21 protein-coding genes are annotated in these 26,898 nt (G+C 73.6%); 14 read left to right on the plus strand and 7 right to left on the minus strand.

Annotated elements, in window-relative coordinates:
• Positions 1-147 precede the first annotated feature (147 nt).
• The 3 genes from OG422_RS09135 to OG422_RS09145 form a co-directional block, all read right to left on the minus strand.
• Positions 148-1,539 (minus strand): deoxyguanosinetriphosphate triphosphohydrolase, encoded by a 1,392-nt coding sequence (locus OG422_RS09135; RefSeq protein WP_405741818.1) that lies wholly within the window; start codon positions 1,537-1,539, stop codon positions 148-150.
• Positions 1,536-2,441 carry a sirohydrochlorin chelatase gene (locus OG422_RS09140; RefSeq protein ID WP_405741821.1) on the minus strand — a complete coding sequence of 302 codons (906 nt, stop codon included), beginning with the start codon at positions 2,439-2,441 and terminating at the stop codon, positions 1,536-1,538. The genes OG422_RS09135 and OG422_RS09140 overlap by 4 nt, the downstream gene beginning before the upstream one ends.
• Positions 2,442-2,625: 184 nt before the next feature.
• Complete coding sequence (locus OG422_RS09145) at positions 2,626-3,636, minus strand: adenosine deaminase (protein ID WP_405741824.1); 1,011 nt, start codon at positions 3,634-3,636, stop codon at positions 2,626-2,628.
• 303 nt (positions 3,637-3,939) lie between these two features.
• Here OG422_RS09145 and OG422_RS09150 point away from each other — a divergent pair, with 303 nt between their 5' ends.
• A complete protein-coding gene (locus tag OG422_RS09150; protein WP_405741826.1) occupies positions 3,940-4,620 on the plus strand; it encodes a vancomycin high temperature exclusion protein in 681 nt (226 codons plus the stop codon).
• 122 nt (positions 4,621-4,742) lie between these two features.
• Here OG422_RS09150 and OG422_RS09155 read toward each other — a convergent pair whose 3' ends face one another.
• Together OG422_RS09155 and cutA are read right to left on the minus strand one after the other, a co-directional pair.
• Positions 4,743-5,801 carry a hypothetical protein gene (locus OG422_RS09155; protein WP_405741829.1) on the minus strand — a complete coding sequence of 353 codons (1,059 nt, stop codon included), beginning with the start codon at positions 5,799-5,801 and terminating at the stop codon, positions 4,743-4,745.
• Between the two features lies 1 nt (position 5,802).
• A complete protein-coding gene (cutA, locus tag OG422_RS09160; protein ID WP_405741832.1) occupies positions 5,803-6,159 on the minus strand; it encodes a divalent-cation tolerance protein CutA in 357 nt (118 codons plus the stop codon).
• Between the two features lie 617 nt (positions 6,160-6,776).
• On the opposite strand from cutA, the gene OG422_RS09165 reads away from it, so the two are divergent.
• Positions 6,777-7,157 carry a cupin gene (locus OG422_RS09165; RefSeq protein WP_405741835.1) on the plus strand — a complete coding sequence of 127 codons (381 nt, stop codon included), beginning with the start codon at positions 6,777-6,779 and terminating at the stop codon, positions 7,155-7,157.
• A 57-nt stretch (positions 7,158-7,214) separates the two neighbouring features.
• Here the strand turns inward: OG422_RS09165 and OG422_RS09170 are convergent, their stop codons facing one another.
• Positions 7,215-8,003 carry a sulfite exporter TauE/SafE family protein gene (locus OG422_RS09170; protein WP_405741838.1) on the minus strand — a complete coding sequence of 263 codons (789 nt, stop codon included), beginning with the start codon at positions 8,001-8,003 and terminating at the stop codon, positions 7,215-7,217.
• 257 nt (positions 8,004-8,260) lie between these two features.
• On the opposite strand from OG422_RS09170, the gene nirB reads away from it, so the two are divergent.
• The 8 genes from nirB (at position 8,261) to OG422_RS09210 (ending at position 17,007) form a co-directional block, all read left to right on the plus strand.
• A complete protein-coding gene (gene nirB / locus OG422_RS09175; protein ID WP_405741840.1) occupies positions 8,261-10,888 on the plus strand; it encodes a nitrite reductase large subunit NirB in 2,628 nt (875 codons plus the stop codon).
• Positions 10,885-11,310: a nitrite reductase small subunit NirD gene (nirD, locus tag OG422_RS09180; RefSeq protein ID WP_405741843.1), complete on the plus strand. Its 426-nt coding sequence runs from the start codon at positions 10,885-10,887 to the stop codon at positions 11,308-11,310. The genes nirB and nirD overlap by 4 nt, the downstream gene beginning before the upstream one ends.
• Positions 11,311-11,391: 81 nt before the next feature.
• Positions 11,392-11,583, plus strand: coding sequence for a hypothetical protein (locus OG422_RS09185; protein ID WP_143944505.1), 192 nt, complete (start codon positions 11,392-11,394; stop codon positions 11,581-11,583).
• 82 nt (positions 11,584-11,665) lie between these two features.
• On the plus strand, positions 11,666-12,616 hold the full coding sequence (locus OG422_RS09190; protein ID WP_405741846.1) for an oxidoreductase: 951 nt from the start codon (positions 11,666-11,668) through the stop codon (positions 12,614-12,616).
• A gap of 234 nt (positions 12,617-12,850) precedes the next feature.
• A complete protein-coding gene (locus OG422_RS09195) occupies positions 12,851-13,669 on the plus strand; it encodes a putative protein N(5)-glutamine methyltransferase (RefSeq protein ID WP_405741849.1) in 819 nt (272 codons plus the stop codon).
• Positions 13,670-13,909: 240 nt separating this feature from the next.
• Positions 13,910-15,178 carry an ABC transporter substrate-binding protein gene (locus tag OG422_RS09200; protein ID WP_405741852.1) on the plus strand — a complete coding sequence of 423 codons (1,269 nt, stop codon included), beginning with the start codon at positions 13,910-13,912 and terminating at the stop codon, positions 15,176-15,178.
• Positions 15,179-15,261: 83 nt separating this feature from the next.
• A complete protein-coding gene (locus OG422_RS09205; protein ID WP_405747700.1) occupies positions 15,262-16,164 on the plus strand; it encodes a carbohydrate ABC transporter permease in 903 nt (300 codons plus the stop codon).
• A 6-nt stretch (positions 16,165-16,170) separates the two neighbouring features.
• Positions 16,171-17,007 carry a carbohydrate ABC transporter permease gene (locus OG422_RS09210; RefSeq protein ID WP_405741855.1) on the plus strand — a complete coding sequence of 279 codons (837 nt, stop codon included), beginning with the start codon at positions 16,171-16,173 and terminating at the stop codon, positions 17,005-17,007.
• A 107-nt stretch (positions 17,008-17,114) separates the two neighbouring features.
• Here OG422_RS09210 and OG422_RS09215 read toward each other — a convergent pair whose 3' ends face one another.
• Positions 17,115-17,879, minus strand: coding sequence for an NAD(P)-binding domain-containing protein (locus OG422_RS09215; RefSeq protein ID WP_405741858.1), 765 nt, complete (start codon positions 17,877-17,879; stop codon positions 17,115-17,117).
• 245 nt (positions 17,880-18,124) lie between these two features.
• Here OG422_RS09215 and OG422_RS09220 point away from each other — a divergent pair, with 245 nt between their 5' ends.
• The 4 genes from OG422_RS09220 to OG422_RS09235 all read left to right on the plus strand — a co-directional run bounded on the left by OG422_RS09220 (position 18,125) and on the right by OG422_RS09235 (position 26,890).
• Positions 18,125-18,496 carry a hypothetical protein gene (locus OG422_RS09220; protein ID WP_405741861.1) on the plus strand — a complete coding sequence of 124 codons (372 nt, stop codon included), beginning with the start codon at positions 18,125-18,127 and terminating at the stop codon, positions 18,494-18,496.
• A gap of 166 nt (positions 18,497-18,662) precedes the next feature.
• The gene (locus OG422_RS09225; RefSeq protein WP_405741864.1) at positions 18,663-19,148 is read left to right on the plus strand and encodes a hypothetical protein; all 486 of its coding nucleotides are present in this window, start codon (positions 18,663-18,665) and stop codon (positions 19,146-19,148) included.
• A gap of 177 nt (positions 19,149-19,325) precedes the next feature.
• Complete coding sequence (locus OG422_RS09230; protein WP_405747702.1) at positions 19,326-26,180, plus strand: toxin glutamine deamidase domain-containing protein; 6,855 nt, start codon at positions 19,326-19,328, stop codon at positions 26,178-26,180.
• A complete protein-coding gene (locus tag OG422_RS09235; protein ID WP_405741867.1) occupies positions 26,177-26,890 on the plus strand; it encodes a hypothetical protein in 714 nt (237 codons plus the stop codon). The genes OG422_RS09230 and OG422_RS09235 overlap by 4 nt, the downstream gene beginning before the upstream one ends.
• The last annotated feature ends 8 nt before the right edge of the window (positions 26,891-26,898 follow it).

The raw sequence follows: 26,898 nt of genomic DNA on the forward strand, positions 1-26,898 counted from the left end.
GCCTGGTACCGGTGCGGGTGTCGCGCCCGGCGACACCCACGTGGTGTGCGCGCCCCGGATGCGGCCGCCGTGCGCCGTCCGAGCCTCCCGCACGGCGGGGGCGGACGGAAGGGTCCGGTCCGGTGCGGCGCGTCCCGGGTGGCGCGGTCAGGGCGCCCCGGGGGCACGGGTGAGGCGGGCGTGGAGGCTGCGGGCCGAGGCGTCGGTGAGGGCGGCGATCTGGTCGATGACGACGCGCATCCGGGCGGTGTCATCGGCGGCGGCGTCAGCTTCGTCGAAACGTGACCGGAACTGCGGGTCGAGGCCGTCGGGGGCGCGGCGCAGCAGGGCCTCGGCGAGTTCGGCGAGGACGACGCGCTGGTCGGCGCGGAGCGCCTCCTGGTCGGGGCGCTGCATGACGTAGCGGTCGGCGACGGCCTTGAGGACGGCGCACTCCAGCCGGCTCTCCTCCGGGACGACGAGGGAGGCGCCGTACCGGGTGAGGCGGCCGGTGCCGTACGCGGCGCGGGTGGCGGCCTCGGCGGCGGTGCAGAAGCGGCCGATGAGCTGGCTGGTGGCGTCCTTGAGGCGGGCCTGGGCGAGGGCCGAGCCGTCGTAGCCGTGCGGCCACCACTCCTGGTCGAGGAGGCGGTCGAGGGCGGCGGCCAGTTCGGCGGGCCCGGCGCCGGGGGCGTAGCGGCGGGCGGCGACGGCGAAGATCTCGGCGCGTTCGGCGTCGGCGAGCAGGAGGTTGGGGTCGAGGTGCCCGGCGTGCAGACCGTCCTCGACGTCGTGGACGGAGTAGGCGACGTCGTCGGACCAGTCCATGACCTGGGCCTCGAAGCTGCGGGCGGCGGCGGGGGCGCCCTGGCGGAACCAGGCGAAGACCGGCAGGTCGTCCGCGTAGACACCGAATTTGGGCGAGGTGGGGTCGGTGGGGTGGCCGCCCCGGGGCCAGGGGTATTTGGTCGCGGCGTCCAGCGCGGCACGGGTGAGGTTGAGGCCGACGCTGACGGGGGGGCCGTCGGCGGTGGTGCGGAAACGTTTGGGTTCCAGGCGGGCGAGGAGGCGGAGCGACTGGGCGTTGCCCTCGAAGCCGCCGCACGCCGCGGCGACCTCGTTGAGGGCCTGCTCGCCGTTGTGCCCGAAGGGCGGGTGGCCGAGGTCGTGGGCCAGGCAGGCGGTCTCGACGAGGTCGGGGTCGCAGCCGAGGGCCGCGCCGAGTTCGCGGCCCACCTGGGCGCACTCCAGGGAGTGGGTGAGGCGGGTGCGGGGGCTGGCGTCCCAGAGGTGGGTGCGGGTGCCGGGCGTGACGACCTGCGTCTTCCCGGCGAGGCGGCGCAGGGCGGCGGAGTGCAGGACGCGCGCCCGGTCGCGCTGGAAGGCGGTGCGGCCGGGGCGTTTGTCCGGCTCGGCGACCCAGCGGTCGGCGTCCGCCGGGGCGTATCCGGGGGTGGCGGACGGCGGACCGGCCGGTGCCTGGCGGCCCGGGTGCGCCTCGGCCGGTCCGCCGGTGTCCTCGTGGCCGGTACAGCCGGTGTGTGCAGGAATGCCCGTCATACTGCGACGGTAGCCGCCCCGGTGGAGTCCCGAACGGAAGCGCCGCCTCCGGCAGCACCTCCGCCTCCGGCGACGAGTGCGTCGTCGTAGCGGTGCAGCAGCAGGCGGGCGAGGGCCGGGTGGTCCCCCAGAGGGGCGGCGGCGATGTCCGGGGCGTCGGCGGCGCACCGGGCGGCGAAGCATCCGGCGACGGCGATCCGGCGGTGCCCCCGGGCGGTGAGGGCGCGGACCGCCCCGGTGACGGTGGGCGCGGCGGCGGAGGCGTACCCGGTGACGACGGGGAGGCCGCCGAGCCGGGCCGACAGGAGCGCGGCGACGGCGTCGGTGTCCGCGGCGGAGCGCGGGGCACGGGAACCGGCGGCGGCGAGGACAACGGCGGTGTGGGCGCGGCGCCCGGGCGCGGCGTACGGGTCGAATCCGGCTTCGGCGAGGCGGCCGTGCGGCGCCTCGGCGAGCAACGGGTGCGGGCCCAGGGGCGCGGCGATCCTGCCGTCCAGGTGCGGGGCGGTGGCGAGAGCGGCGGGCAGGTCGTGGGTGACGTGGTGACCGTGGCCGAAGAGCAGCGGGACGAGCACGGCGCCGCCACGGAGCCCGGCGAGGGTATCGGCGAGCAGCGGCCGGTCGAGCCCGAGGTGGCCCAGCCGGACGGGTAACCCGGGGCGGAGCGCCCGGACCCGCGCCAGCAGCGCGCGGACGACGGGCAGGGCACGCGGGTCGCGGCTGCCGTGGGCTACGGCGACGAGGGTGGGGGCAGCCTGGAGGAGGCGGGGAGGCCCGCCGCCGGGGCCCGGCCTGCTGGGGCCCGGCCCGGCGGAACCCGGCCCGGCCGGGCCCGGTCCACCGGTCTCGTACAGGGCTGCGCCGGGCGGACGGAGCTGGGTGCGGGTGCGGGACGCCGTCATGGGGCGAGGGTGCCGAGCGGGCGTTTCGGGGGTGTTTCCCGACGGGGAACGGGTGGTAACCGGGGGCACCTTGGGCGGGGAGGGGGCGTGAGAGGGGCGGGCGGGGCGGCAGCCGCCCCACGCCGGGTGCGGGGCCCGTCGCCACCGGATGCGGACCGCGTCGTCACCGGGTGGCCCCTTCGCCCTAGCCCTGGTGCGCGTCGAGCTCCTTCAGGTACTTCTCGCGGGTCGCCTCGTCCAGGAAGGCCGCGCGGAACGAGTTGCGGGCCAGGGTGCGGAGCGTCGCGTCGTCCAGGTGGAGGGCGTCGCGTACGGCGGTGAAGTTGTCGTCGGCGTAGCCGCCGAAGTAGGCGGGGTCGTCGGAGTTGACGGTGACCAGCAGTCCGGCGTCGAGCATGGCGGGCAGCGGGTGGTCGGCGAGGTCGTCGATGACGCGCAGCCGGAGGTTGGAGAGCGGGCAGACGGTCAGCGGCACCTGTTCGGCGGCGAGGCGGGCCACCAGCCGCTCGTCCTCCATGCTGCGCACGCCGTGGTCGATGCGGTCCACGCCGAGGATGTCCAGCGCCTCCCAGACGTACGCGGGCGGACCCTCCTCACCGGCGTGGGCGACGCACTTGAGCCCCGCCTCGCGGGCCAGTTCGTAGACCTCGCGGAACTTCGACGGCGGGTGGCCGACCTCGGCCGAGTCGAGGCCGACGGCGGCGATGCGGTCGAGGTGCGGGCGGGCCGCCTCGAAGGTGGCGAGGGCCGATTCGGCGCTCTCGTCGCGCAGGAAGCACATGATCAGGCGGGTGGTGATGCCGTGCCGCTCCGGGGCGGCGTCGAGCGCGCGGGCCAGGCCGTTGATCACGGTGACGAGGGGGACGCCGCGGGCGGTGTGGGCCTGCGGGTCGAAGAAGATCTCGGCGTGCCGGACGCCCTGGGCGCGGGCGCGGGCGAGGTAGGCGTCGGCGAGGTCGTGGAAGTCGTCCTCGGTGCGCAGGACGGCCATCAGCGCGTAGTAGAGGTTCAGGAACGACTGCAGGTCGGTGAAGGAGTAGGCGCGGCGCAGCTCGTCGCGGGAGGCGTACGGCAGGGTGACGCCGTTCCGCTCGGCGAGGGCGAAGGCCAGCTCGGGCTCCAGGGTGCCCTCGATGTGCAGATGCAGTTCGGCCTTGGGGAGCGGGGCGGGGGCGGCGGGCGGGGAGGAAGGCACGGTCACACCTGTTCTGCGGTACGGATCGATGGCCGGTCGGCGGATTCGCCCAGGTTAGCCGTGGTGGGGGCGTTGCGGGTGGTGGGCCGGGGGCCGTGCGGCGAGGACGTGCGGTGGTGCGGAGCGGGGCGGCGAGCGACGGGCGCGGGGCGGGGCCGGGGCGTCGACCAGGTGTCCACCGGGGCGTTCGGCCGTGGCTTCGGGCCCGGTGGCGAGGGCCTTGCTGCAACCGTGCCGGGCCGCCCTGCGTCGCTGCCGGTGACGTGCGGGCCGGGTCCGGCCCCGGGGAGTGGAGGAACGGGGATGCGGGGGCCGAAGGGGCGGGTGTGGTGGCGGCTGCCGCGGACCCGGCGGGGGCAGCGGCGCGTCTACCAGGTCGTGGTGGCGCTGACCGTCCTGGCGCTGGCTCCGGCGACCTGGCTGAACGTCTCCGCGGGGCCGCGGGTGCGGGCGCTCGACGAGGTGCCGCGCGCCCCCGTGGCGGTGGTGTTCGGGGCGGGCCTCTGGGACGGCGAACCGTCGCCCTATCTGGCGGACCGGCTGGACGCGGCCGGACGGCTCTACCGGCGCGGCACGGTCCGGGCGGTCCTGGTGACCGGCGACCACGGGCGGGCCGACTACGACGAGCCGGACGCGATGCGCCGCTATCTGGTGCACCGCGGCGTTCCGGGGCGGCGGATCGTCGGGGACCACGCCGGGTTCGACACCTGGGACTCGTGCAGCCGGGCGCGCCGGATCTTCGGCGTGCGGCGCGCCGTGCTGGTGAGCCAGGGCTTCCACATCCGGCGGGCGCTGGCGCTGTGCACCGCTGCGGGGATCGACGCGTACGGCGTGGGCGTGGCCGCCCCGCACGATGTGACCTGGGTGTACGGCGGCGTACGGGAGGTCGCCGCGGCGGGAAAGGCGGCGGCCGACGCGGCCCTGCGGCCCGACCCGCGCTTCCTGGGGCCGCGCGAACGGGGGCTGATGGCGGCGTTGCGGTAGGGGTAGCCCCTGGGCCGGGCCCGCCCCAGGGGGCGCCCGGCCGGACCGCAGCCCCGGGGGCACGCGGCCGTGCGACCGCCCCAAGGACGGACACGCGGCCAGGTACCCCCGGAGCCCCTTGCTCACCCGCTGATCGCCCGAAGGTAGAGCATGAGGATGTTCGCGCCGTAATAGGGGCTGTAGGAGGTGCGGTCGGCGTGGGGGCCGCTGGGGCCGCCGCCGTTGAGGCCGCCGATGTTGCCGATGACGCGGCCGGTCTTGGTCCGCTCGTCGAAGTGGGTCAGCCAGGGGCTGCCCGAGGTGCCGCCGTGGAACCCGTTGCACTCCATGCGGAGTTGGCGGTATCCGTCCAGCCGCCGGGTGCCGGTTTCGCAGCGTACGGCACGGTCCTGGGGGTCGTTGCGGACGCTCGGGTAACCGATGACGGTGACGTTGTCGTTGGTGTAACCGGGGGTCGGGGTGAGGGTGTTGCCCCCGGTGAGCGATTCGACGGAGCGGCCACGCCCGTCGGGGGCGACGGTGGCGAACGCGAAGTCCAGGTCGGAGGCGTCGCCCGTGGTGCCGTGCCCCGGGTACGTGAACGACTTGGTGATCGCCCACACCCCGTACGGCTGGATGGTCGCCCCGGAGCGGTACTTCGGGACGAACGCGGCGTGCGTACCGGGATTGCAGTGGCCCGCGGTGAGCAGGAGGTTGCGGCGCGGGCTGGTGACCACGCTCGCGGTGCAGTAGTGCGCGCGGGCGTCCTTGTCGACGGAGAAGAGGACCCCGACGGACGGGATGCCGTCGATGTGCCGGGCGGTGGGCACGGACGCCGCGGCCGGAGTGCCGGACGAGGTCATCGCCTCCGGGCCGCCCGGCGCGGTCCTGCGGGGGAACGCCGCGGCCATCTTGGCGGGCGTCCAGAAATCGGCGGCCGCCTCGGTCGTCCAGGAGGCGGCGGCGGAGGTGATGGTGATCCGGGGGGTGTGGCCGTCGCCGGTGGCGGACGGCCCCGGGGACGCAGAGGGGGCGCCGCCCTCGGGGGCGCCGGGTGCCGCGTGCCCCTGAGGGCGGTTGTCGGAGCCGGTGGTTCCGGCCTGACTGACCGTTGCCGTGGTCAGCCAGGCGGCCAGGCCGAGGCCCGCGCCGAGCGCGGCCGCCACCGCTTTCCCGCGGTGCTTCCTGCCGTGTCGTCGCATGTCAGCGGGTCTCCTTCGCGATCCAGTCCAGATAGTCCGCCGAGCCGCGCACCACGGGCGTCGCGATGATCTCGGGGGTGTCGTAGTCGTGCGCCGCCCGGATATGGGCCTCCAGCGCGTCGTAGCGGGCTTCGGTGGTCTTGAACAGCACCTGCACCTCACGGCTGGTCTCCACGGCGCCCGCCCAGCGGTAGACGGACGTCACCGGGGCGCTGACCTGCGCGCACGCCGCCACCCGCGCCGCGATCGCACCGCGCGCCAGCTCCTGCGCCTTCGCCTCGTCGTCGGTGGTCGTCAGCACGGTCAGGCAGCGGGCCGGGCCGCCGGCGGGTTCCGGGGGCTCGTACGGGTCGGTCACGGATGCGCACCTTTGCGGGTCGGGTGCCCCGGCCGGGACGATTCCCGGCCGGAACGGTTCATGGCGGGACGATTCTTGGGCGGAGAGGCCGAGTTGATCCCCGGAGGGCATGGTACGGACGCGGACGATCACAGTGGACCGGGACGGCGGCACCGGACGGGAGCGGGGCACCGACCGGGGTGCGGCCCGGGGCGTGTGATCGCGAACGCGCGCCCCGACTTCGCGCGCGGGCGCCAGGCGAGCGGGGCCGACGCGGGCGCCGGAGGGCGGCGACCGGCGCCGGACGGGGCGGTCCGGGCCGGGGCGGGCGCCGGGCGCGCACGGCCCGGCGGGGGCGCCCCGTACGGGCCCGGCTGCATCTCCCCCGCCCGGCCTGTCCGCCTCTCCCCGTCGGCCCGGCTTGCGCCCCGCGTACCAGCGGCCACGATGGAACGGGACGGACGGCACACGGCCCCCGGGGCCCGTGGGCCGCGGCACGGCCCGGCGTATCCGGCAGGCCGCACGACCGGGTCGGCCCGGTGGCGGGCGGACGGGGCGGCGGGAGGCCGGAAGCGGGACGGCCGGACGCCCGGATGGCCGGAAGGCCGAGGGCGGCGGCGGAAAGGGCAGGGCACGGCATGGACAACGACGTCAACGACCTCAAGGCCCTCGTCCGCGATCGGCTCGACGACGCCCGCACCTCGGCGCACGGCCGCAGCGCCCATCTGTTCCTGCACGACGGACCGCTGCGCCAGACCGTGATCGCGCTGCTGGCGGGCCGCGCGCTGGAGGAGCACAACGCACCGCCCGCGGCCAGCCTGGAGGTGCTGCACGGCCGGGTCCGGCTCACCGCCCCCGGCGGCAACCGCGAACTGGTCGCCGGACAGATCGCCCGCATCCCCCAGGAACGCCACGCCCTGCACGCCGTCGAGGACTCCGCGGTCCTGCTCACCGCCGTCACCGCCGTACCGGAGACACCTCACCCCGCCCCGGCGGGGTCGGCGACGGCCCAGGGGTGACGAGCCCGGGGCGGCGCGCCTGAGGTGACGGCCCCGGGGCGCGCGGGACACAGCGGCTCAGGCCCCGTACCACTGGTCGTACGCCAACTTGCACAGCAGCCCGACGACCACGACCACCAGCACGCCGCGGACGAATCCGGCGCCCCGCTTGAGCGCCATGCGGGCGCCCACCATGCCGCCGATGAGGTTGAACAGGGCGAGTACCGCGCCGAGTTGCCACAGGACGGCGCCCTGGAGGGTGAAGACCGTGAGCGCGCCCACGTTGGTGCACACGTTGACGATCTTGGCGGTGGCGGAGGCGGCCACCAGGTTCATGCGGAGCACTGCGGAGAGCGCGACGATCAAGAACGCCCCGGTGCCGGGCCCGATCAGCCCGTCGTAGAAGCCGATGCCGAGGCCCACCAGGAGGATCGCCGCCAGCACCCGGCGCCGGGTGACCGGCCCGGACGGTGCGGACGCGGCCCCGAAGGCCGGGCGGAGGAGGACGAACGCGAGCACGCCGAGGAGGATCACCATGATCAGCGGGCGGAGCACCGCGCTGTTGATCCCGGCGGCGAAGAAGGCACCCCCGAGCGATCCGGCGAGGGCGGCGAGCCCGATCCGCAGCGCCGCCCACACGTCGACGGGCGTCTTGCGGACGTAGGTCACAGCGGCGGCGGTGGTGCCGACGACAGCCGCGGACTTGTTGGTGCCCAGGACCTGGACGACGGGGGTGTGCGGCAGGCCGACCAGCAGTGCGGGGAGCAGCAGCAGCCCGCCGCCGCCCACGACGGCGTCGATCCAGCCCGCGGCGAGCGCCGCCAGGCAGAGCAGGGACAGGACGGTGAGGGATATGTCAGGGGGCACCGTGCGATCTTACGAACGCGCCGCCCCGCCAGCCGCGTTGTCGGCCACGGCGTCGACCGCCCCGCGCCCGCCCGCCGTTCCGGCCCCTCCGCCCCCTCACACCCCCACCCCCCGCCCGCTGAGCGCAGCGTTCCGTACGGGAAACAGGCAGGACCCCTACGGGTAACAGCGGCGGCGGACGCTGAACGACGCCCGCTCCCCCGTTGCGCCGTTCCCCCGCTCCCCGCTCCCCGCTCCCCCGTGATGGAGGCACCGACATGGCCCCAGCCACCGCCCGCCCCTCTGCCGCAGCGCCCCCGGCGCACCGCCCGGCCCTCGTGCTCATCGGGCACGGCATGGTCGGCCAGCGGTTCCTGGAGGAGTTGGCGGACCGGGGCGTCACCGGGCAGACCCGGATCGTGGTACTGGGCGAGGAGCCCCGACCCGCGTACGACCGCGTCCAGCTGACCTCGTACTTCGCCGGCCGCAGCCCCGAGGAACTCTCCCTCACCGACCCGGACTTCCTCACCCGCCACTCCATCGAACTCCGCCTGGGCGACCCGGCGGCGGCGATCGACCGGCGGACCCGCACCGTCACCACCCGCTCCGGCCGCACCGTCCGCTACGACACCCTCGTACTGGCCACCGGCTCGTCCCCGTTCGTGCCGCCGGTCCCCGGGCGGGACAGCGCGGGGTGCTTCGTCTACCGCACCGTCGAGGATCTGCTCGCCATCGAGGAGTACGCGGGCAGCTCCCGCACCGGTGCGGTGATCGGCGGCGGGCTGCTGGGCCTGGAGGCGGCCGGCGCGCTGAAGGGGCTCGGACTGCGCACCCACATCGTGGAGTTCGGCCCCCGGCTGATGTCCCTCCAGGTGGACGAGGGCGGCGGGCGCGCCCTGGGCCGTACGGTCGAGGGGCAGGGGCTGCGGGTGCACACCGGGGTCGCCGGGAAGGAAATCGTCGCGGACGCGTCCGGCGCGGTCACCGCGCTGGAGCTGTCGGACGGCAGCCGGATACCGGCGGACCTCGTGGTGTTCTCGGCGGGGGTGCGGCCGCGCGATCAGCTGGCGCGCGAGTGCGGGCTGCCGGTCGGGGAGCGCGGCGGGGTCGTCGTCGACACGCGGTGCCGCACCGACGACCCGGCGCTCTACGCGATCGGCGAGTGCGCGCGGGCCGCCGACGGCCGGGTGTACGGCCTGGTGGCGCCGGGGTACGAGATGGCCCGCACCGCCGCGGCGGCGATAGCCGGGCAGGAGGTACCGGCGTTCACCGGGGCGGACCTGTCCACCAAGCTGAAGCTGCTCGGGGTGGACGTGGCGTCGTTCGGCGACGCGCACGGCACCACGGAGGGCAGCCTGGACGTCGTCTACGCGGACGCCCGCGCCGGGATCTACAAGAAGCTGGTGGTGGGCGCGGGCGGGGAGTTGCTGGGCGGCGTGCTGGTCGGCGACGCCGAGGCGTACGGCATGCTGCGCCCGCTGACCGGGTCGGTGCCCCCGGTGGCGCCCGAGGAGCTGGTGGTGCCCACCGGGGCGGGTGGTGCCGCGCTCGGCCCGGGGGCGCTGCCCGACGACGCGGTGCTGTGCAGCTGCCACAACGTCACCAAGGGCACGGTCCGCGCGGCCGTCACCACGCACTCCTGCACCTCCGTGCCCGAGGTGAAAAAGTGCACCAAGGCCGGTACGGGCTGCGGCAGTTGCGTCCGGACGCTGACCGCCGTCGTCCACGACGAACTGACCGCGTCCGGCGCCGTCGTCGACACCGGGCTGTGCGGCTGCTTCCCGCACACCCGCGCGGAGCTGTACGAGATCGTCCGGACGCTGCGGTTGCCTTCGTACGCCGCGCTGCTGGAGTCGTACGGACGGCCGCGGGCGCGGGGCGGTGAGGGGTGCGAGATCTGCAAGCCGGTGATCGGTTCGGTCATCGCGTCGCTGGCGCCCACGGTCGGCGCCGACGGGTACGTCCTCGACGGCGAGCAGGCCGCCCTTCAGGACACCAACGACCACCATCTGGCGAACCTCCAGCGCAACGGCTCGTACTCGGTCGTGCCGCGGATCCCCGGCGGCGAGATCACGCCGGAGAAGCTGATCGTCATCGGGGAGGTGGCCCGCGAGTTCGGGCTCTACACGAAGATCACCGGCGGGCAGCGGATCGATCTGCTGGGCGCCCGCGTCGAGCAACTGCCGCGGATCTGGGCGCGGCTGGTGGCCGCCGGTTTCGAGTCGGGGCACGCGTACGGCAAGGCGCTGCGGACGGTGAAGTCCTGCGTGGGGCGGACCTGGTGCCGCTACGGCGTGCAGGACTCCGTACGGATGGCGATCGCGCTGGAGCTGCGCTACCGGGGGCTGCGCGCGCCGCACAAGCTGAAATCGGCGGTCTCCGGGTGCGCCCGCGAGTGCGCGGAGGCCCGCGGCAAGGACTTCGGCGTCATCGCCACCGCGGGCGGCTGGAACCTCTACGTGGGCGGCAACGGCGGCGCCACGCCCCGCCACGCCGATCTGCTGGCGCAGGACCTGTCGGACGCCGAACTGGTGCGGCTCATCGACCGGTTCCTGATGTTCTACCTCCGCACCGCCGACCGGCTGGAGCGCACCGCGGCGTGGCTGGAGCGGATCGAGGGCGGTCTCGGCCACGTACGGGACGTGGTGGTGCACGACTCCCTGGGGCTCTGCGCGGAGCTGGAGTCCCTGATGGCGGCGCATGTCGACGGCTACCTGGACGAGTGGGGGCTCACCCTCGCCGACCCGGAGCGGCTGGCCCGCTTCGCCTCCTTCGTCAACGCGCCGGACGCACCGGACCCGTCGGTCCGCTTCGTCCCCGAACGCGACCAGATCAAGCCCGACCTGCCCCTCCTGGCCGGGCCGGACCTGCCCGTACGCACACTGGAAGGGACCTTTGCGCGATGACCTCCATGGACACGAGGGCCGCCACAGGTGCGGCGGGCGCGGGGTGCGCGCCCGGCGTGCGGTCCACCGCGGGCGCCCCGGGCACGGCGGCGGGCGTCGTCGAGGTGTACGGGCCCGACGGCTGGTTCCCGGTCTGTGCGCTCACCGCGCTCACCCCCGGGCGCGGGGCCGCCGTGCTGCTGCCCGACGGCGGCCAGGCGGCGCTCTTCCGCGACCGGGCGGGAGCGGTGTACGCGATCGGCAACCGCGACCCGTTCACCGGCGCACAGGTCCTCTCCCGCGGCCTGACCGGTTCGGCGGCGGGCCGCCCGTACGTCGCCTCACCGCTGCTCAAGCAGCGTTTCGACCTCGCCAGCGGGGCCTGCCTGGACGATCCGGGGGTGGCGGTGCCGGTGTACGCGGTACGGGTGCGGGAGCCGTAGCGGGGCGCTCCCGGGGGCGGGCCCCGCGGCGGTTTCGGGGAGGCCCGGCCCCGCGGCGCCCTCGGGGCCAAACACCTCGGCGTGCTCGGCCGGTCCGGGCTGGTCACCGGCCACCGGGCGGGCCGGGAGACGCGGTACGCGGTCGTCCCGGCGCGGCTGGGCGCCACGGCCCGCTGGCTGGACCGCCTCGCCGCCGACTGGGACCACCGCCTGGCCGCCGTCACACGGCCCGCGGAGGGAGAAACCCCACCGGGCCCGCCCGCATCACCCTGAGTGCCCCGGGTGCGGACCCCGCGCCCGTCCGGTTCCGTGCGCCCCGGGCGTACGCTGATGCGTCCCCGACGGAGGAGGCGCCGTGCCCCGGTGGAACCCCAGCCACATCCCGGACCAGACGGGCCGCTGCGCCGTCGTCACGGGCGCCAACAGCGGTATCGGCTACGCCACCGCGCGGGAGCTCGCCCGGCGCGGTGCCCGGGTGGTGCTGGCCTGCCGTAATGCAGCGCGCGGTGAGGCGGCCCTCGCCGAGCTGCGGCGCGAGGTGCCCGCCGCCGAGGCGGAGTTCCGCCGCCTGGACCTGGCGGACCTCGCGTCCGTCCGCGACTTCGCCGCCGGGCTCGACAGCTTCGACGGCGTCCGCCTCGACCTGCTCATCAACAACGCGGGCGTGATGGCGCTGCCCCGCGGCACCACCGCCGACGGCTTCGAGCGGCAGTTCGGCATCAACCACCTGGGCCACTTCGCCCTCACCGGCCTTCTGCTGCCCCGGCTGCTCGCCACCCCGGGCGCCCGTGTCGTGACCGTCTCCAGCTTTCTCCACATCCTCGCCGGGATCGACCCGGACGACCTCAACAGCACGCGTCCCTACCGACGTTGGCGCGCCTACGCCCGTTCCAAGAGCGCCAACCTCCTCTTCGTCCACGAGCTGGCGCGGCGGCTGGCTGCGGTCGGCTCCCCCGTCGTCGCGGCCGCCGCACACCCGGGGTACGCCGCCACCAACCTGCTGACCACGGCGCCCCGTATGGAGGGCCGCCGGTCCGCGGAGCACCTGATGGAGCTGGGCAACCGCCTCATCGGGCAGAGCCCGGAGGGCGGCGCGCTGCCCGTCCTGTGCGCCGCCACCGCCCCGCACATGGAGCCGGACACCTTCGTCGGCCCCCGCGCCCTGCTCCGCGGCGCCCCGGCCCCCTCACCCCGCGCCCCTTGGGCACGCGATGACGCGGCCGCCGCCCGCCTCTGGGAGGCGTCGGAGGAACTCACCGGGGTGCGCTACGACTTCACGGTGCGCGGCGGCCGGAAACCGGCCTGAGCCAGGGCCCGCACCGGCCTGAGACCGGAGCCTCACCGGGCTCCGGGCGGCGACCGGCGCGCGGGTCCCCGGCGCGCGCCCCCGGGGTAGAGTGACGGCGCATTCGCAGTGGACGAGACGAGGAGGTGGGACCCATCACCGCTGTATCAGGTGGGTGCTCTCGCCCCGACACCGCGCGGTTCACCAGGCAGAGGTGACCGGAGAGCGCCCTTTTCGGCACCCCGAAAGGCCCTCATGCCCGCGCGTCGCCCCGCCGTCCCTTCCTCCGCACCGCCGTCCTCGCCCGGCCTCGTCGCGCGCCTCCGCGCCGCCGGATGTGTCTTCGCCGAGGACGAGGCGGAACTGCTCCTCGCCACCGCCCGTACCCCCGCCGAACTCGCCGCCATGGCGCGGCGCCGCATGGACGGCCTGCCCCTCGAACACGTCCTGGGCTGGGCCGAGTTCTGCGGCCACCGGATATGCGTCGGGCCGGGCGTCTTCGTCCCCCGGCGGCGCAGCGAATTCCTCGTCCGCCGGGCCGCCCGGCGCACCCGCCCCGGCGCGGTCGTCGTCGATCTGTGCTGCGGCTCGGGTGCGCTGGGCGCGGCCCTGGCCGCCGCTGCCGGGCCGGTCGAACTGCACGCCGCCGACATCGACCCGGCGGCGGTGCGCTGCGCCCGCGCCAATGTCGCCACGGCGGGCGGCCGGGTCCATGAGGGCGACCTCTTCGCCGCGCTCCCCCAGGAGTTGCGCGGCCGGATCGACGTCCTGCTGGCCAACGTCCCGTACGTCCCGTCCCAGGAGGTCGGGCTGCTGCCGCCGGAGGCGCGGGACCACGAACCACGGGTGGCGCTGGACGGCGGCGCCGACGGCCTCGATGTGCTGCGCCGGGTCGCCGAGGCGGCCCCGCAGTGGCTCGCGCCCGGCGGCAGCGTGCTGAGCGAGACCAGCGAACGGCAGGCACCGGCGGCCCTCCGCGCCCTGTCCGGCAGCGGCCTGCACGCCCGTACGGAACGCTGCGAGGAACGGGCCGCCACGGTCGTCATCGGCACCCGCCCCGTAAGCGGCACGTAGCGCCCGCCGTTCCCGGGGCGCGCAGGGTGCGCGGGGCGTGCAGGGCGTGCGGCGCGCCCCGGGCGCCCCCGCCGCGCACCCCGGGGCGCCCCGGACGGGCCGTCACCTCACCGCTCACCGTGCGGATTCGTCCAGTTGCCATGCGGTGGTAACGCGCGTACGGCACAGTGGTCGGGCACCACGCGGTGATCGTCGATCACCGTCGGCAGGCACCGAGCAGCGGACGCAGGGGGCGAGGCCATGACGGGCACCGGCACAGGCATCGGCAGAAGGGGGCTGCTGGCCGCCACCGGGGGGCTCACGCTCACCGGCCTGCTGGCCGCCTGCGGCTCCAACACCGGGCGGGGCGGCGACGGTTCGGGGCCCGGGATCAGCCAGTGGTACCACCAGTACGGTGAGCCCGGCGTCGAACGGGCCGTCCGGCGCTATGCCGACGCGTACAAGAAGGCGCACGTCACCGTCCAGTGGCGGCCCGGCGACTACGACCGGCAGACCGCCGCCGCGCTACTGACCGACTCCGGACCGGACGTCTTCGAGGTCAACGGCCCGACGCTGGACCAGATCCGCGGCGGCCAAGTCGTCGATCTGACGGCCGAGGCCGAGCCGGTCAAGGACGACTTCCACCAGGCGGTGCTGGCCCCCAAGATCTGGCAGGACCGTATCTGGGGCATCCCGCAGACCATCGACACCCAGCTGCTCTACTACCGCAAAAGCCTCCTGAAGGATGCCGGGGTCGAACCGCCGCGCACCCTGGACGCCCTGGTGGACGCCGCGCGGAAACTGACGACGAAGAAGACCAAGGGGCTGTTCCTTGGGAACGACGGCGGCGCGGGCGTCCTCGGCGGCACGCCGCTCTTCGCCGCCGGGCTGAGCCTGGTCACCGAGGACGGCAAGGTCGGCTTCGACGACCCGGCGGCCGCCCGTACCCTCGGCAAGATCCGCCGCCTGTACGCCGACACGTCGCTGCTGCTGGGCGCCCCCACCGACTGGTCCGACCCGGCGGCGTTCCTCCAGGAACTCACCGCGATGCAGTGGTCGGGCCTGTGGGCGCTGCCGCAGATCCAGCAGACGTTCGGCGACGACTTCGGCGTCCTGCCGTTCCCGGCGGACGGCCCGCACGGCGCACCGGCCGTCCCGGTGGGTGCCTACGCCTCGGCGGTCAGCGCGCACAGCGCCCGTACGGCGGAGGCCAAGGCGTTCGCGTCCTGGCTGTGGATCGAACGCACCGACCTCCAGCAGGACTTCGCGCTGTCGTACGGCTTCCACATCCCGGCCCGGACATCGCTGGCGAAGAAGGCGGCGCGGCTGCGGACGGGCGCCGCCGCGGATGCGGTGCGTTACGCCACCGACCACGGCCACGCCGAACCGCTGCGGTGGACGACGGCGTCGCGCACCGCCTACCAGGACGCGCTGAGCCACATCATCAAGGACGGCGCCTCCCCGGAGAGCGAGATGCGGACCGTGGTGCGCAAGGTCGACGCCGAGCTGGCCCGGGTCAGGAAGAGGTGACGGCGCGGACGGCGGAGGCTCCCCCGGACGGGCAGGGAGCGCGCGGCGCCGCGGAGCGCGAACGGCGCACGCCCGGCGCGCGGTTGTTCGGCCCGCAACGCCGCTCCCTGTGGTTCTGGATCTTCGTCGGCCCGTTCGCGCTGGGCCTGGCGTTGTTCACGTACGTACCGCTGGCGTGGAGCGTCTACCTCAGCTTCTTCGACGCGCACAACACCGTCACCCCGACCGACTTCGTGGGCCTCGGCAACTACACGTCGATGCTGACGGACGGCGCGTTCCTCTCCAGCCTGGGCACCTTCGCGCTGTTCACCCTGTTCATCGTCCCCGCGACGTATGCGCTGTCGCTGGCACTGGCCGTGATGGTCAACCGGCTGCGCTTCGCCCAGGCGTTCTTCCGGTCGGTGTTCTTCCTGCCGACGGCGTGCTCGTATGTGGTGGCGGCGCTGATCTGGAAGCTGTCGCTCTTCAGCGGGGTGCGCTTCGGCCTGGTCAACACGGTGCTGGGCTGGTTCGGCGCGGACCAGACGGCCTGGCTGTCGACGACCGATCCGCCCTGGTACTGGCTGGTCATCGTGACCGTCCGGCTCTGGCTCCAGGCCGGCTTCTACATGATCCTCTTCCTCGCCGGGCTCCAGCGGATCTCCCCGCAGCTCTACGAGGCGGCGGCGGTGGACGGCGCGCGGACCGGCTGGCAGACGTTCCGCCACATCACCTTCCCGCAGCTGCGGGCCACGTCCGTGGCGGTGGTGCTGCTGCTGGTGATCAACGCGTTCCAGGCGTTCGACGAGTTCTACAACCTGCTGAGCGACGCCCGCGGCTATCCGCCCTACGCCCGGCCGCCGCTGGTCTACCTCTACTACACGGCACTCGGCCGGGAACAGAACCTCGGGCTGGGCAGCGCGGGCGCGGTGATCCTCGCGCTGATCATCGCGGTGGCGACGGTCGTCCAGGCCCGCTGGCTCGGCCTCGGCCGCAAGGAGGACTGACCGCCGATGCACCACGCCTGGATCCGGGTGGGCCGCGCGCTGCGGGTGGCGCTGCTGACCGCCCTGGCGCTGCTCTTCCTCGTCCCCTTCTACCTGCTGGTGCGCAACGGCCTGGCCACCGAGGCGGATATCACCGCGCCGGACTGGACGTTCTTCCCGCACCATGTGCAGTGGTCGAACCTCACCAAGGTCTTCGGCGATCCGAACCTCCCGCTGGGCCACGCGCTGCTCAACTCCACGCTGATCGCGGTCTCCACGACGCTCGGCACGGTGCTGTTGGCGTCCCTCGCCGGGTACGGGCTGGCCCGCATCCCGTACCGCGGCGCCAACGCCGTCTTCTACGCGATCCTCGGCACGCTGATGGTCCCGGCGGCCGTGACGTTCGTACCGAGCTTTGTGCTGGTGTCGTCGCTGGGCTGGATCTCCACGCTGCGCGGTCTGGTGATCCCGACGCTGTTCAGCGCGTTCGCCTGCTTCATCTTCCGGCAGTACTTCCTCGGCTTCCCCCGGGAGCTGGAGGACGCGGCGCGGGTCGACGGCCTCGGCCACTGGCGGACGTACTGGCGCATCGTCGTCCCCAACTCCCGCCCGGTGTTCGCCGCCGTCTCCACCATCGTCTTCATCGGCGCCTGGAACGCCTTCCTGTGGCCGCTGGTCATCGGCCAGGACCAGGAGGCATGGACGGTCCAGGTCGCCCTGTCGACCTTCACCACCGCCCAGAACCTCAACCTCCACAAACTCTTCGTCGCCGCCGCGGTCTCCATCGCCCCGCTGATCGTCGTCTTCCTGCTGCTTCAGCGGTACATCGTGGCGGGGGTGGAGCGGTCGGGGATCGACGACTGAGGGCCGGGCGAGGGGGGGCGCGGGTCCCGGTGGGGGTGCCGGGGCATCGTGTTCGCCCTGCACACCGGGAGGGGCGGAGGGGAGTGCGGTGACCTGCGCCGACGTGGCTATGCGAGGTGGGCGAGGAGCGCGTCCAGTGCTCTGACCAGAGCCTCGGAGTTGGCCGTGTCGAACCAGGTGCTGCGGATGCGCTCGTTGCTTCCGTTCGGCGTCTCGTGGTCACTCGCGAGCTGATGCAGGGAGCGCGTGCCGTCGCCCAACGCGCGCCCGACGCCCTGGAAGAGGCCGCGGATGTAGCGGTCGGCGTCCTCGGAGGGAATGCCCTGCCGGGAGGCCCAGTCGGTGAGCGTGGCCAGGTACCGGTAATGGACGGTCAGCGTGCCCGTCAGCGTGGAGAAGACGCTGAAGGCCGCTTCGTCCGCGACCGGCAGCGCCCCGCCGAGGCGATCGAAGAGGGCGTCGACCACCGGGTGGGAGGGGTGGGTGACGGTGACGGACCGGCGCTCGCGCGCGGCGGGCAGCGGGATGGCACGCACCAGGGGAGCGCCGGTGCCGAGCGTCCGGCGCAGTTCGCTGAGGGCGACACCGGCGATCACGCTGACCACGGTACGGTCGCTGCCGATCCGGAGCCCGGCGAGCGCCTCGGCGTGGCCCACCGGGCGGACAGCGATGATCACCACGTCGGAGTGGTTCACCACGTCCTGGTTGTCAGCGCACACCTGCACATTCGGATACCGCTGGGACAGCTCCGCGGACGTACGGGCGCCGCGAGGCGAGAGGTAGATCTCCGGTGGCTCCTCGACGCCGTCGCACAGGCCGTCCACGATGGCCCGGCCGATCTCGCCCACGCCGATGATCCCGATGCGCTCCACTGCGTCTCCCTGTCGTCTCGCCGGTGGTGGCCCGCGTTTCGCCGCGCAGTGTAGGTGCGAACGGCATGCACACGCAGGCCACTTACCGTTCCGTCAAGGGAGGGGCCACGCGGCTACGTTGCGGCGGGTCATCGGCTGCCCGGCACGTCCGCCCGTCCCGGGTCCTCCGGCGAAACCGATCGGCCCTCGGCCGCGTGGGTTACCTTGACCGTCCTCATCCGCAGCGCACCGAACGAGGAGCATCCATGACTGACCCCGGCACGCCGGTCGGCGGTTCCGCCCTGCCCCCGCCGCCGCCGCTTCCACCGGAGGCGCAGACCACGGGCGGACCGGTGCCGCACAGCGCGGACGAGGCGCTGGAGATCGGGCGGAACCACTTCCCGCCGGTCGGCTCGCCCGGTGGCCCCACCGGCCTGTTCGTCCACGAATTCGACGAGGGCTACCTCATCCACGCGGGCTGGCCGCTCCCGGAGGACCCGAGCGCTCCCCCGGCGCAGCCCGGCGGCAGCAACGTCGTGATCGCCAAGGAGGACGGTGAGGTGACCTTCCTTCCCAACTTCCCGCCGCCGGAAGCCGTCAAGCTCTACCACCGTCTCCGCGCCAACCGGCCCGGCTGACCTCCCGCGCAACGGGCGCCGGCGGGCCGCTCCTGCCCGCCGGCGCGCCCGCTCACCGCCGCCAGGACAGCGCGTGGCCCGTATCACCTGTTCTCTTGTCAGTGCCCCTGACTACACTCCGTCTTGAAAGTGTCATGGGACAACCGTTACGGAGTCGGGGGACGTCGTGGCCGGATCGAGCAGCTTCCAGGTCAATACCGAGGGCCTGAAGGCCCAGGGCACCAACTTCAACCAGCTCGGCGAGGACTTCTCCGCGTCGGTCACACGGCTGATGGACGGCCTGAGCGCACTGGGCGCCGGACCGCCCGCCACGGCGAAGCCGGGCGGCGGCGCCCCGCCGGAGAAGTCGTTCGGGCAGCAATTCGTCGGCGGTCTGACGACGCTCGACAGCATGGCCGGCGCCCCGCCCTGGGGCGACGACGACATCGGCGAGAAGTTCGGCGTCGTCTACGAGGGCGTCCGCGACGGCATGTACGAGTCGATGGGGCATCTGTCCGCGCAGTTCCAGAAGATCGGCAAGGCGCTGCAGGAGATGTCCAAGAACCATGCCGAGAACGAGGACTTCAACGACACGCTGATCAAGCAGAAGGTCGCGAACAAGCAGGGCTGGCAGGACCCGACGGCCTCCTCCAGCAGCATAAAGCCGGTCTGACCTGTCGTCCTTCCCGCCCGCGCCCGGCCACTGATTCCGCACACCGGGGCCCGGTTTCCCGAGCCCTGATCACGTCGGCGCCGCACCGCGGGCACCCACCGGACGGCAGGTCACCACCCGCCTTCCGCCCACGCACCATGCAGCGTCATCTCACGGGGGAGCTTCATCTTGTCTGTCATGCTGCCGGATCCGCTGGAGTGGGTCCTGGACATGCTCGGCTTCAACTGGCCGCACGCGGATGAGGACAAGCTCATGGAGTGCGCCCAGGTGTGGCGCACCTTCGCGTCGGAGGTCCAGGGGCACGCGGCGCAGGGCACGTCGTACGCCGGGAACGTCCTGTCGGAGAACTCCGGAGACGCCATCGACGGCTTCCGGAAGGAGTGGGACAAGTTCTCCGGCGGCTCGGGGTACCTCGACGACGCGGCGCAGGCCGCCGAGGTGATCGCCTTCACGCTGGAAGCCGCGGCGATGCTGGTCATCGGCATGAAGGTGGCCGTCATTGTCCAGTTGGCGATTCTGGCGGCGGAGATCATCGCGGCACAGGTGGCAGCACCGTTCACGCTCGGCCTGTCGGAGATCGGTGGCGCGGCGGCGACGCTGGCCACGCGTGAGATGGTCCGCCGCCTCCTCAAGGAGGTCGCCAAGCAGCTGCTGGACGCCATTCTTGAGGCGGCCAAGGAGCCGGTCATCTCGGCGCTGGAGGCGATGGCTTCCGACCTCATCGCGCAGACCGTCAACCAGAACTTCGGCGCGCAGAACGGCTACAACCTCAGCCGCACCGCGAAGGAGGGGTACGCGGCAGGCAAGGACGCCCTGGAGAACACCGGCGAGACGCTCGGCGAGAGCCTGCGCGACGGCGCCGCCGGCCGGGCCGGGAACCGCGCCCACGGCGGCCTGGACTCCGCCGCCGGCCGCGGCAGCGACGGCGACGGCGACGGCGGCTCGGGCGAACACGGCGGTGACGGCCCGGGCGACCGCGGTGGCGACGGGCCCGAGGGCAGCGGGCCCGAGGGCGGCGACGGTCCCGGTTCGCGTTCCGAGGGCGGCGACGGTCCCGACGGAGGCGACCGCAGCGACACCGGTGACGGCCCGGGCGACCGCGGTGACACGGGCGACGGACCCGCCACACACTCCCCGCGCGCGTCGGACAACGTGGGCGGCGACCGGGACACCCCCCTGGGCGACACGGGTGACCCGCGCACCGACCCCGCCTCGCCCGACTCCCCCACCACGGACCCGGCGCACCGCCTCCCGCCGACCCAGCCGCTGCCGCCCCCGGAGCAGCGGTCCCCGTTCGACGACGGCTACCAGGGCGGCAACGACAGCCCGTACGGCACGACCGGCCCGGACCCGGTCAGCACGCAGCCCGCGCACGACAACGCGACACGGCCCGACCTCGGCCCGGACCCCGTCAGCACCCAACCCGCACACGACAACACCCCGGACGCGGTACGCCCCACCCCGGGACCCGACCCGGACTCGATCAGCACCCGACCCGCCCACGACAACGCGACGCGCCCCGACCTCGGCCCCGACCCCGTCAGCACCCAACCCGCACACGACAACACCCCGGACGCGGTGCGGCCCGAGCCGTCGCCGGTGCCCGAGCCGTCGCCCGCGCCGTCCTCGCCGGGCCCCGAGCCCCTGGGCGGCAACCCGCCCGTGGCCGACGGCGGTCCGTCCGGGAGCCACGATTCCTCCGGCGACTCCGGCAGCGGCTCGGGGGCCGGTGCCGGGCGTCCGTCCGTGCCGCACATGGGCGCGCCGTCCCAGGGCGCCCCGCCGTCCGCGCCCCCGGTGCAGCAGCGCGACCCGGCCCCCGGCAACCCGATGCCGACCGTGCACGACCCCGACGACACCACCGTCACCACCCAGTCCGCCGGTTCGGCGACCCTGCCGCCGCCCACCCAGCAGGCGCCGGACACCGCCGGACCCACCGCGTCCGCGCCCCACCAGCAGTCCCCGCAGTCCGGGGCCCCGCAGTCCGGCGGCCCGGTGATGACGGGCGCCATGCCGCCCCAGGGCGGCTTCCCCTCCCAGGGCGGCCCCGGCACCACCTCGCCCCGCGGCGGCGCCCCGTCCGCGAACACTCCCCACCGCCCCGGTCCCCACCGCCGCCCCGACGGCTCCCAGGCGATCCAGGACGCCTCCCAGCGGCCCGCCCCCGACCGCCCCGCGTACAACCCGCGCCTCGACGGCCCGCGCCGGGAAGAGACGTCGCGGCCGTACAACCCCCGTCTCGACGGGCCACGCCGGGAGGAGACGTCCCGGCCCTACAACCCCCGCCTCGACGGCCCGCGGCCGAACGACGCCACACCACCCGGTGACCAGCGCAGACCCGACGGCTCCCAGGTGGTCCAGGACCACACCCGGCAGCCGGCCCCGCAGGCGCCGCCGCACAACCCGCGCCTCGACGGGCCCGCCCGCGACGGCGGGTCCCGGCCCGGCACCGGCGATGCCACCCGGCCCGACGCCACCCGCCGGGACGAGGGACAACGCACCCCGGAAGCCGCACCCCGCCCCACCGGCTCCCCCACCCGCCCGACCGACGAACGCCCGGGCACCGACCGCCCCCGGGGCGACCGGCCCGACACCACGGCTCCCCGGGGCGACCGGACCGGGACCACCGCCCCCGGGGACGGGCGCCCGGCCTCCCCCGCCCCGGAGGGCAACCGTCCCCCCGGCGACGGACCCGGCACGCGCCCCGGCGCCGCCACCCCCCGGCCGGACGCGCCCGGGCCGGACGCCCCGCGCCGCCCCGACACCCCGGCCGGTGCCACCACGCAGCCCGGCCGTACGGACCGCCCCCGGGACGGCGCCCCGGCCACGCCCCCGACGACCCCGGGCCTCCACTCCGCCGGGAGCCCGGCCCCGCACGGCAACGTTCCCCACCCGCAACAGCCCCACCACCAGGGCCCGTACACCCCACAGCACCAACAGCCGCAGCACACGCCTCAGCAGCAGCCACAGCAGCCGCACCAGCAGGGTCCCGAGCAGGGCCACGGCCAGGTTCCGCCCCAGCATGAGCCGCCGGTGCCGCAGCCCCCGCATCTGCGCAGCCACACCGACGTACGCATCGGCCTCCACGTCAAGCCGAACGGCCTGTATTCGCCGTACGCGCACGACCAGCAGGCGCTGTTGACGAGCTTCCCACGCAATCCGGACGGGTCCCCGCGGCCGTTCAACGACCCGTTCCAGCCCTGGGCGCAGCTCCAGAACGACGGCGGCGTCAATGTCCTCGGCCGCTCCAACAACTGCGCCGACTGCACTCGTTCGTTCATGGAGTCCTGGTACGGCAACCCGCAGGTCTCCGCGGTACGCACCTACGACCCGGACGGCAACGGCGGCATCGACCGCGCCTCCGGAGAGCGCGACGGCACCGCCAACATCGAGCAGTGGGCCGGAACGACCTTCCGCAACTCCGGGCAGAACGCGAAGGACGGCTATTCCCGGATCGCCGACGAACTGCGCAAGGCCGGCCACGGCGCCTCCTCCGCGGTCCTGGTGACCTGGCCCAAGAAGCCCGACGGCAGCGGCGGTGGCGCGCACGTCTTCAACGCGGTCAACCACAACGGCCGCGTCATCTGGGTCGACAGCCAGAGCGGCGAGATCAGCCAACAGCCCATCAACACCAGCGCCGAGAACGTCTGGCACCTCACCCTTGACGCCAACCGCCGCCCCTTCGACCCTGCCGCCGCCCAGCAAAACCCTCAGCCCCAGAACCACCAGAGCCCCAACCCCCAGCAACAACCGGGCCCGTACGCACCACAGCCGGGGCCCCACGCGCAGCAGCCGCAGCCGGGGCCGCAGCAGCCCGGCCCGTACGCGCAACAGCCGAATCCCCAGAACCCGCAGCCTCAGCATCAGCAGGCCCCCGGCCCGTACGCCCAGCCCCAGCCGGGCCCGCACACCCAGCATCCCCAGCCCCAGCAGAACCCCTACGCCCAGCAGCCGGGACCGTACGCGCAGCAGCCGCAGCCCCAGCAGAACCAACCGGGCCCGTACACCCAGCAGCCGCAGCCGGGCCCGCACCAGCAGCAGGCCCAGGCGAACCCGTACCAGCAGTCCCAGCCGGGTCCCTACGCCCAGCAGCCGCAGCCCCAGCAGCAGCCGGGACCGTACGCACAACAGCCCCACCCGCAGCAGCAACCCGGCCCGCACTCCCAGCAGCCCGGCCCGAACCAGCCGCACCCGCAACAGCAGCCGGGCCCCTACGCGCCGCAGCCGACCCCACAGCACCAGCAGCCCAACCCTTACGCCCAGAACCAGCAGCCCGGCCCGTACGCCCAGAACCAGCAGACGCCGTACGCCCAGCAGCCCGGGCCGCAGCAGCAGGGCCCGTACGCGCAGCAGCCGAACCCACAACAGCCCGGTCCCTACGCGCAGCAACCCGGCCCGTACTCCCCGTCGCCGCAACAGCCGGGGCCGTACGCCCAGCAGCAGCCGGGTCCGTACTCACCGCAGCAGCCGGGCCCGCATACCCAGCAGCCCCCGCCCCAGCAGAACCCGTACGTCCAGCAGCCCCAGCAGCCGGGCCCGTACGCGCAGTCGCCACAGCAGAATCCGCAACAGCCGTCGCCGTACGCACAGTCGCCGCAGCCGCAACAGCAGCCCGGCCCGTACCAGCAGCAGACGCCCCCGCAGGTTCAGCAGCAGAACCCGTACACCCAACAGCCGCAGCAGCAGACGCCTCAGCAACAGGCGCCGGCCCCGCAGCAGCAATCCCAGCCCCAGCAGTCGCAGCAGACCGCGAAGGCGCCTCAGCCGAAGCAGCAAGGTCCGCAGCAGTCCCCGCAACAGCAGGTGCCCCACCAGCAGCCCCCGGTGGACGAGGCGTCCCCGCAGACGCAGCAGGAGCCGGCCCCGCAGGCCGAGCCCCACACCGAGCCGCCGAAGCACGAGACCGAGCAGCCGGAGCACGAGACCGAGCAGCCGGAGCACCAGGCCGAGCAGCCGGAGCATCAGCCCGAGCACGGGGAACAGCAGCCCGAGCAGCCGGACCAGAAGGACGACGGCCAAGCCGACCAGCAGCCGGACCAGCAGGATCCGCAGCACCAGGCCGACGCGGAGCAGGACTCCGAGGCGAAGGACCCCAACAGCCTCGGGGCGATCCGCGACGATCTGGACCACCACCCCGGTGGCCTGCTCCCGCCCGACCCCAACGACCAGCAGCGCCTGGAAGATGCCATTCCGCGCAACGAGGACGGCACACCCCAGCGGTTCGCCGACCCCTTCGGTACCTGGGGGCAGTTGCAGAACGACGGCGGCCACACGGTTCCCGGCCGCAGCAACAACTGCGCCGACTGCTCCCGTTCGTTCCTGGAGTCCTGGTACGGCAACCCGCAGGTCTCCGCCGCCCGCACGCCCGACACCGACGCCAACGGGAAGCCGGACTCCTGGTCGCCCGAGAGCAACGCCAACGAGAACCAGATCCGCTGGAGCGGCGCCACCCACTCCTACGCCGGCCCCGGCAACAACCCTGCCACGGCCGCGCGGATCGCGAACGAACTCCAGCAGGCCGGACACGGCTCGGCCGCGATCGTCCAGGTCAGCTGGCCCAACGGCGGCGGCCACGCCTTCAACGCGGTCAACCACCACGGCAAGATCATCTGGATCGACACCCAGTCCGGAAAGGTCAGCCACGAGCCGCTCCACATCCCCCAGGCCGAACACGTCTGGCACATCCCCCTGGGCCCCGACCGCCAGCCCCTCCACGCGGATCACGCGGTCAACAAGACCGGCGATGACGGGGACAAGAAGGACAAGGGCAAGGAGACCGGCAACGGGGCGGACAACGGCGCCGACGCGAAGGCCGACACCAAGAACACGGCCGATGAGGGCACGTCGCCGTCCGACGCCTCATCCGGGGCCACATCCCACGCATCCGTCCCGGAGGACAGCTCCCACCCCGATGCCACGGCCGAGGGCACGCCCATCGGCCAGGCCCCGGCCAAGAGCGACGACACGCCCGTCAGCGAGCAGCCTTTCCCCAGTGCGGCGGCGGCCCGCGAGAACACGCCGGACAGCCGTGGCACGCACGTCTCGCAGTACCTCGCCGACGCGCTGCGCCACGATCAACACCCGATGCCATACGGCAAGCCGCCCCTCGCGGCACCGGACAGCCATCCGGCGTCTGAGAATGCCCATAGGCAGAACCCGTCCCCGGCCGACCCGCAGTCGAGCCAGAGCCCGGACGGTCACCAGGGACCCCCTCGGGATACTCCGGCGACGGATGACGACCACCTGTCCACGCCCGAGGCGGAACCAGCGCAAGAGCACCCGCACGACGACCACACCTCGGCCGACGACCATCCGGCACCCGAGGAACCGGGCAGCGCCCCCGCCCCGGACGATGAGCCGTCGTCCCTTGCCGAGCGCCGCAGCCAGGCCGAAGCCCTGCTCGGCCCCACCGCGGAACGTATCGTCGATCTGGATTCGTGGCTCCAGTTCCACTCCCAGAAGGCCGACGCAGAGTTTGAACAAACCCTGAACGAAATGCGCGAGGCAAGAAGGCTCCTGGAGGAGAATCCGGACCATGTGCTCCACACGGCACTGGAGTTGAACGCGCCCACCACGGAATCGAACGAGGCCCTAGCAGAATTTGACCTCGGGCTCGCAGAACCCGACGGTCCCATCACACGCCGCGTAGAAGTGACGACGGTGGAGAAGGAGATCACCAAGCCGGGCGACATCAGAAACGCGGTAGCGCATGGCTTCGATAAAATCAACAAGCGGGAGGCGTACGGCGTCCCGCTTCCGCGGCCGCGAGATGTCAGCATCTACCTCAAGGTGAAGGCCGAGGTGCGATCGAAAAAGGGGTTGACGACCGAGAGACTCCCCGATGGAAGCGTCACCCTCCGCAGGCCGGACGGCACTCTCATCAGTGAAAGGAATCTTTTCGACGACATCCTCGAGAATCTGGGAAAGACACCCGACGCCGAAAAGCTGGACCGCATCATCTGCTCGGATCCGGACCTTGGCGTACTGGCGGAATACATGCATGACGGGGTCAAGTGGGAGCGCATCCGATGACACAGGCCAGAATTATCGACTTTCCGGGATCTTCCATCCGTCTGGAACGCGACGTCGAAGCGATGAGCGAAGATCACATCGGATTGGCCAGACTCGCGATCGCCAGCGTTTTTCAGTTCTCGCAGAGGCTGTGCATCCCACTTGCCATGGAGGTCGAAACCTCTTACTGGGATAATGAATTCGACCTCCCCATCACTTCACCATCACGCCTGCGCGAATTCGGGATACTGCGATGCAGCAACCTTCCGGAAGGTCTCACAGTAGACCCACGCGGACGCAATTCGCCGGTGACCAATGTTCAGGAAGTCAGCGAAAGCGTGGCACTCGAGTTCGTCGAGAGCCTTCTCACCGAAGACGCATCCGACGCTGCCGGCCTCAGCATCGGATGGCAGGAGATCGAATTCAACGGCATGATGGCCCGACTCCCGGAGAATTTCCTCCCGGAGGGTGAACAAACCGTCAGCCTGGAAGTGGCGCGAGGACACGTGGAGCATCCGGTCCAGTCCATCGGTGACACGTCCTGGATCTACGGTCCGATCGGAGCGTCTGTCGTACACGCACCGTTCGAGTATCGAATTCACAGAGATCAGGGTGAGATCGCTCTGGACATCTCTACCTACTGGTCCCTCTGGGCTCCGGGAGGCCCAGGGCGCCCCGATGTCGACCGAGCCGTCGAAACCCTGCTCAAGGACGGGTGGCAGCGATCTTGATCTCTCGC

The organism is Streptomyces sp. NBC_01525 (assembly GCF_045040405.1).
GTDB classification, from domain to species: Bacteria; Actinomycetota; Actinomycetes; order Streptomycetales; family Streptomycetaceae; genus Streptomyces; species Streptomyces benahoarensis.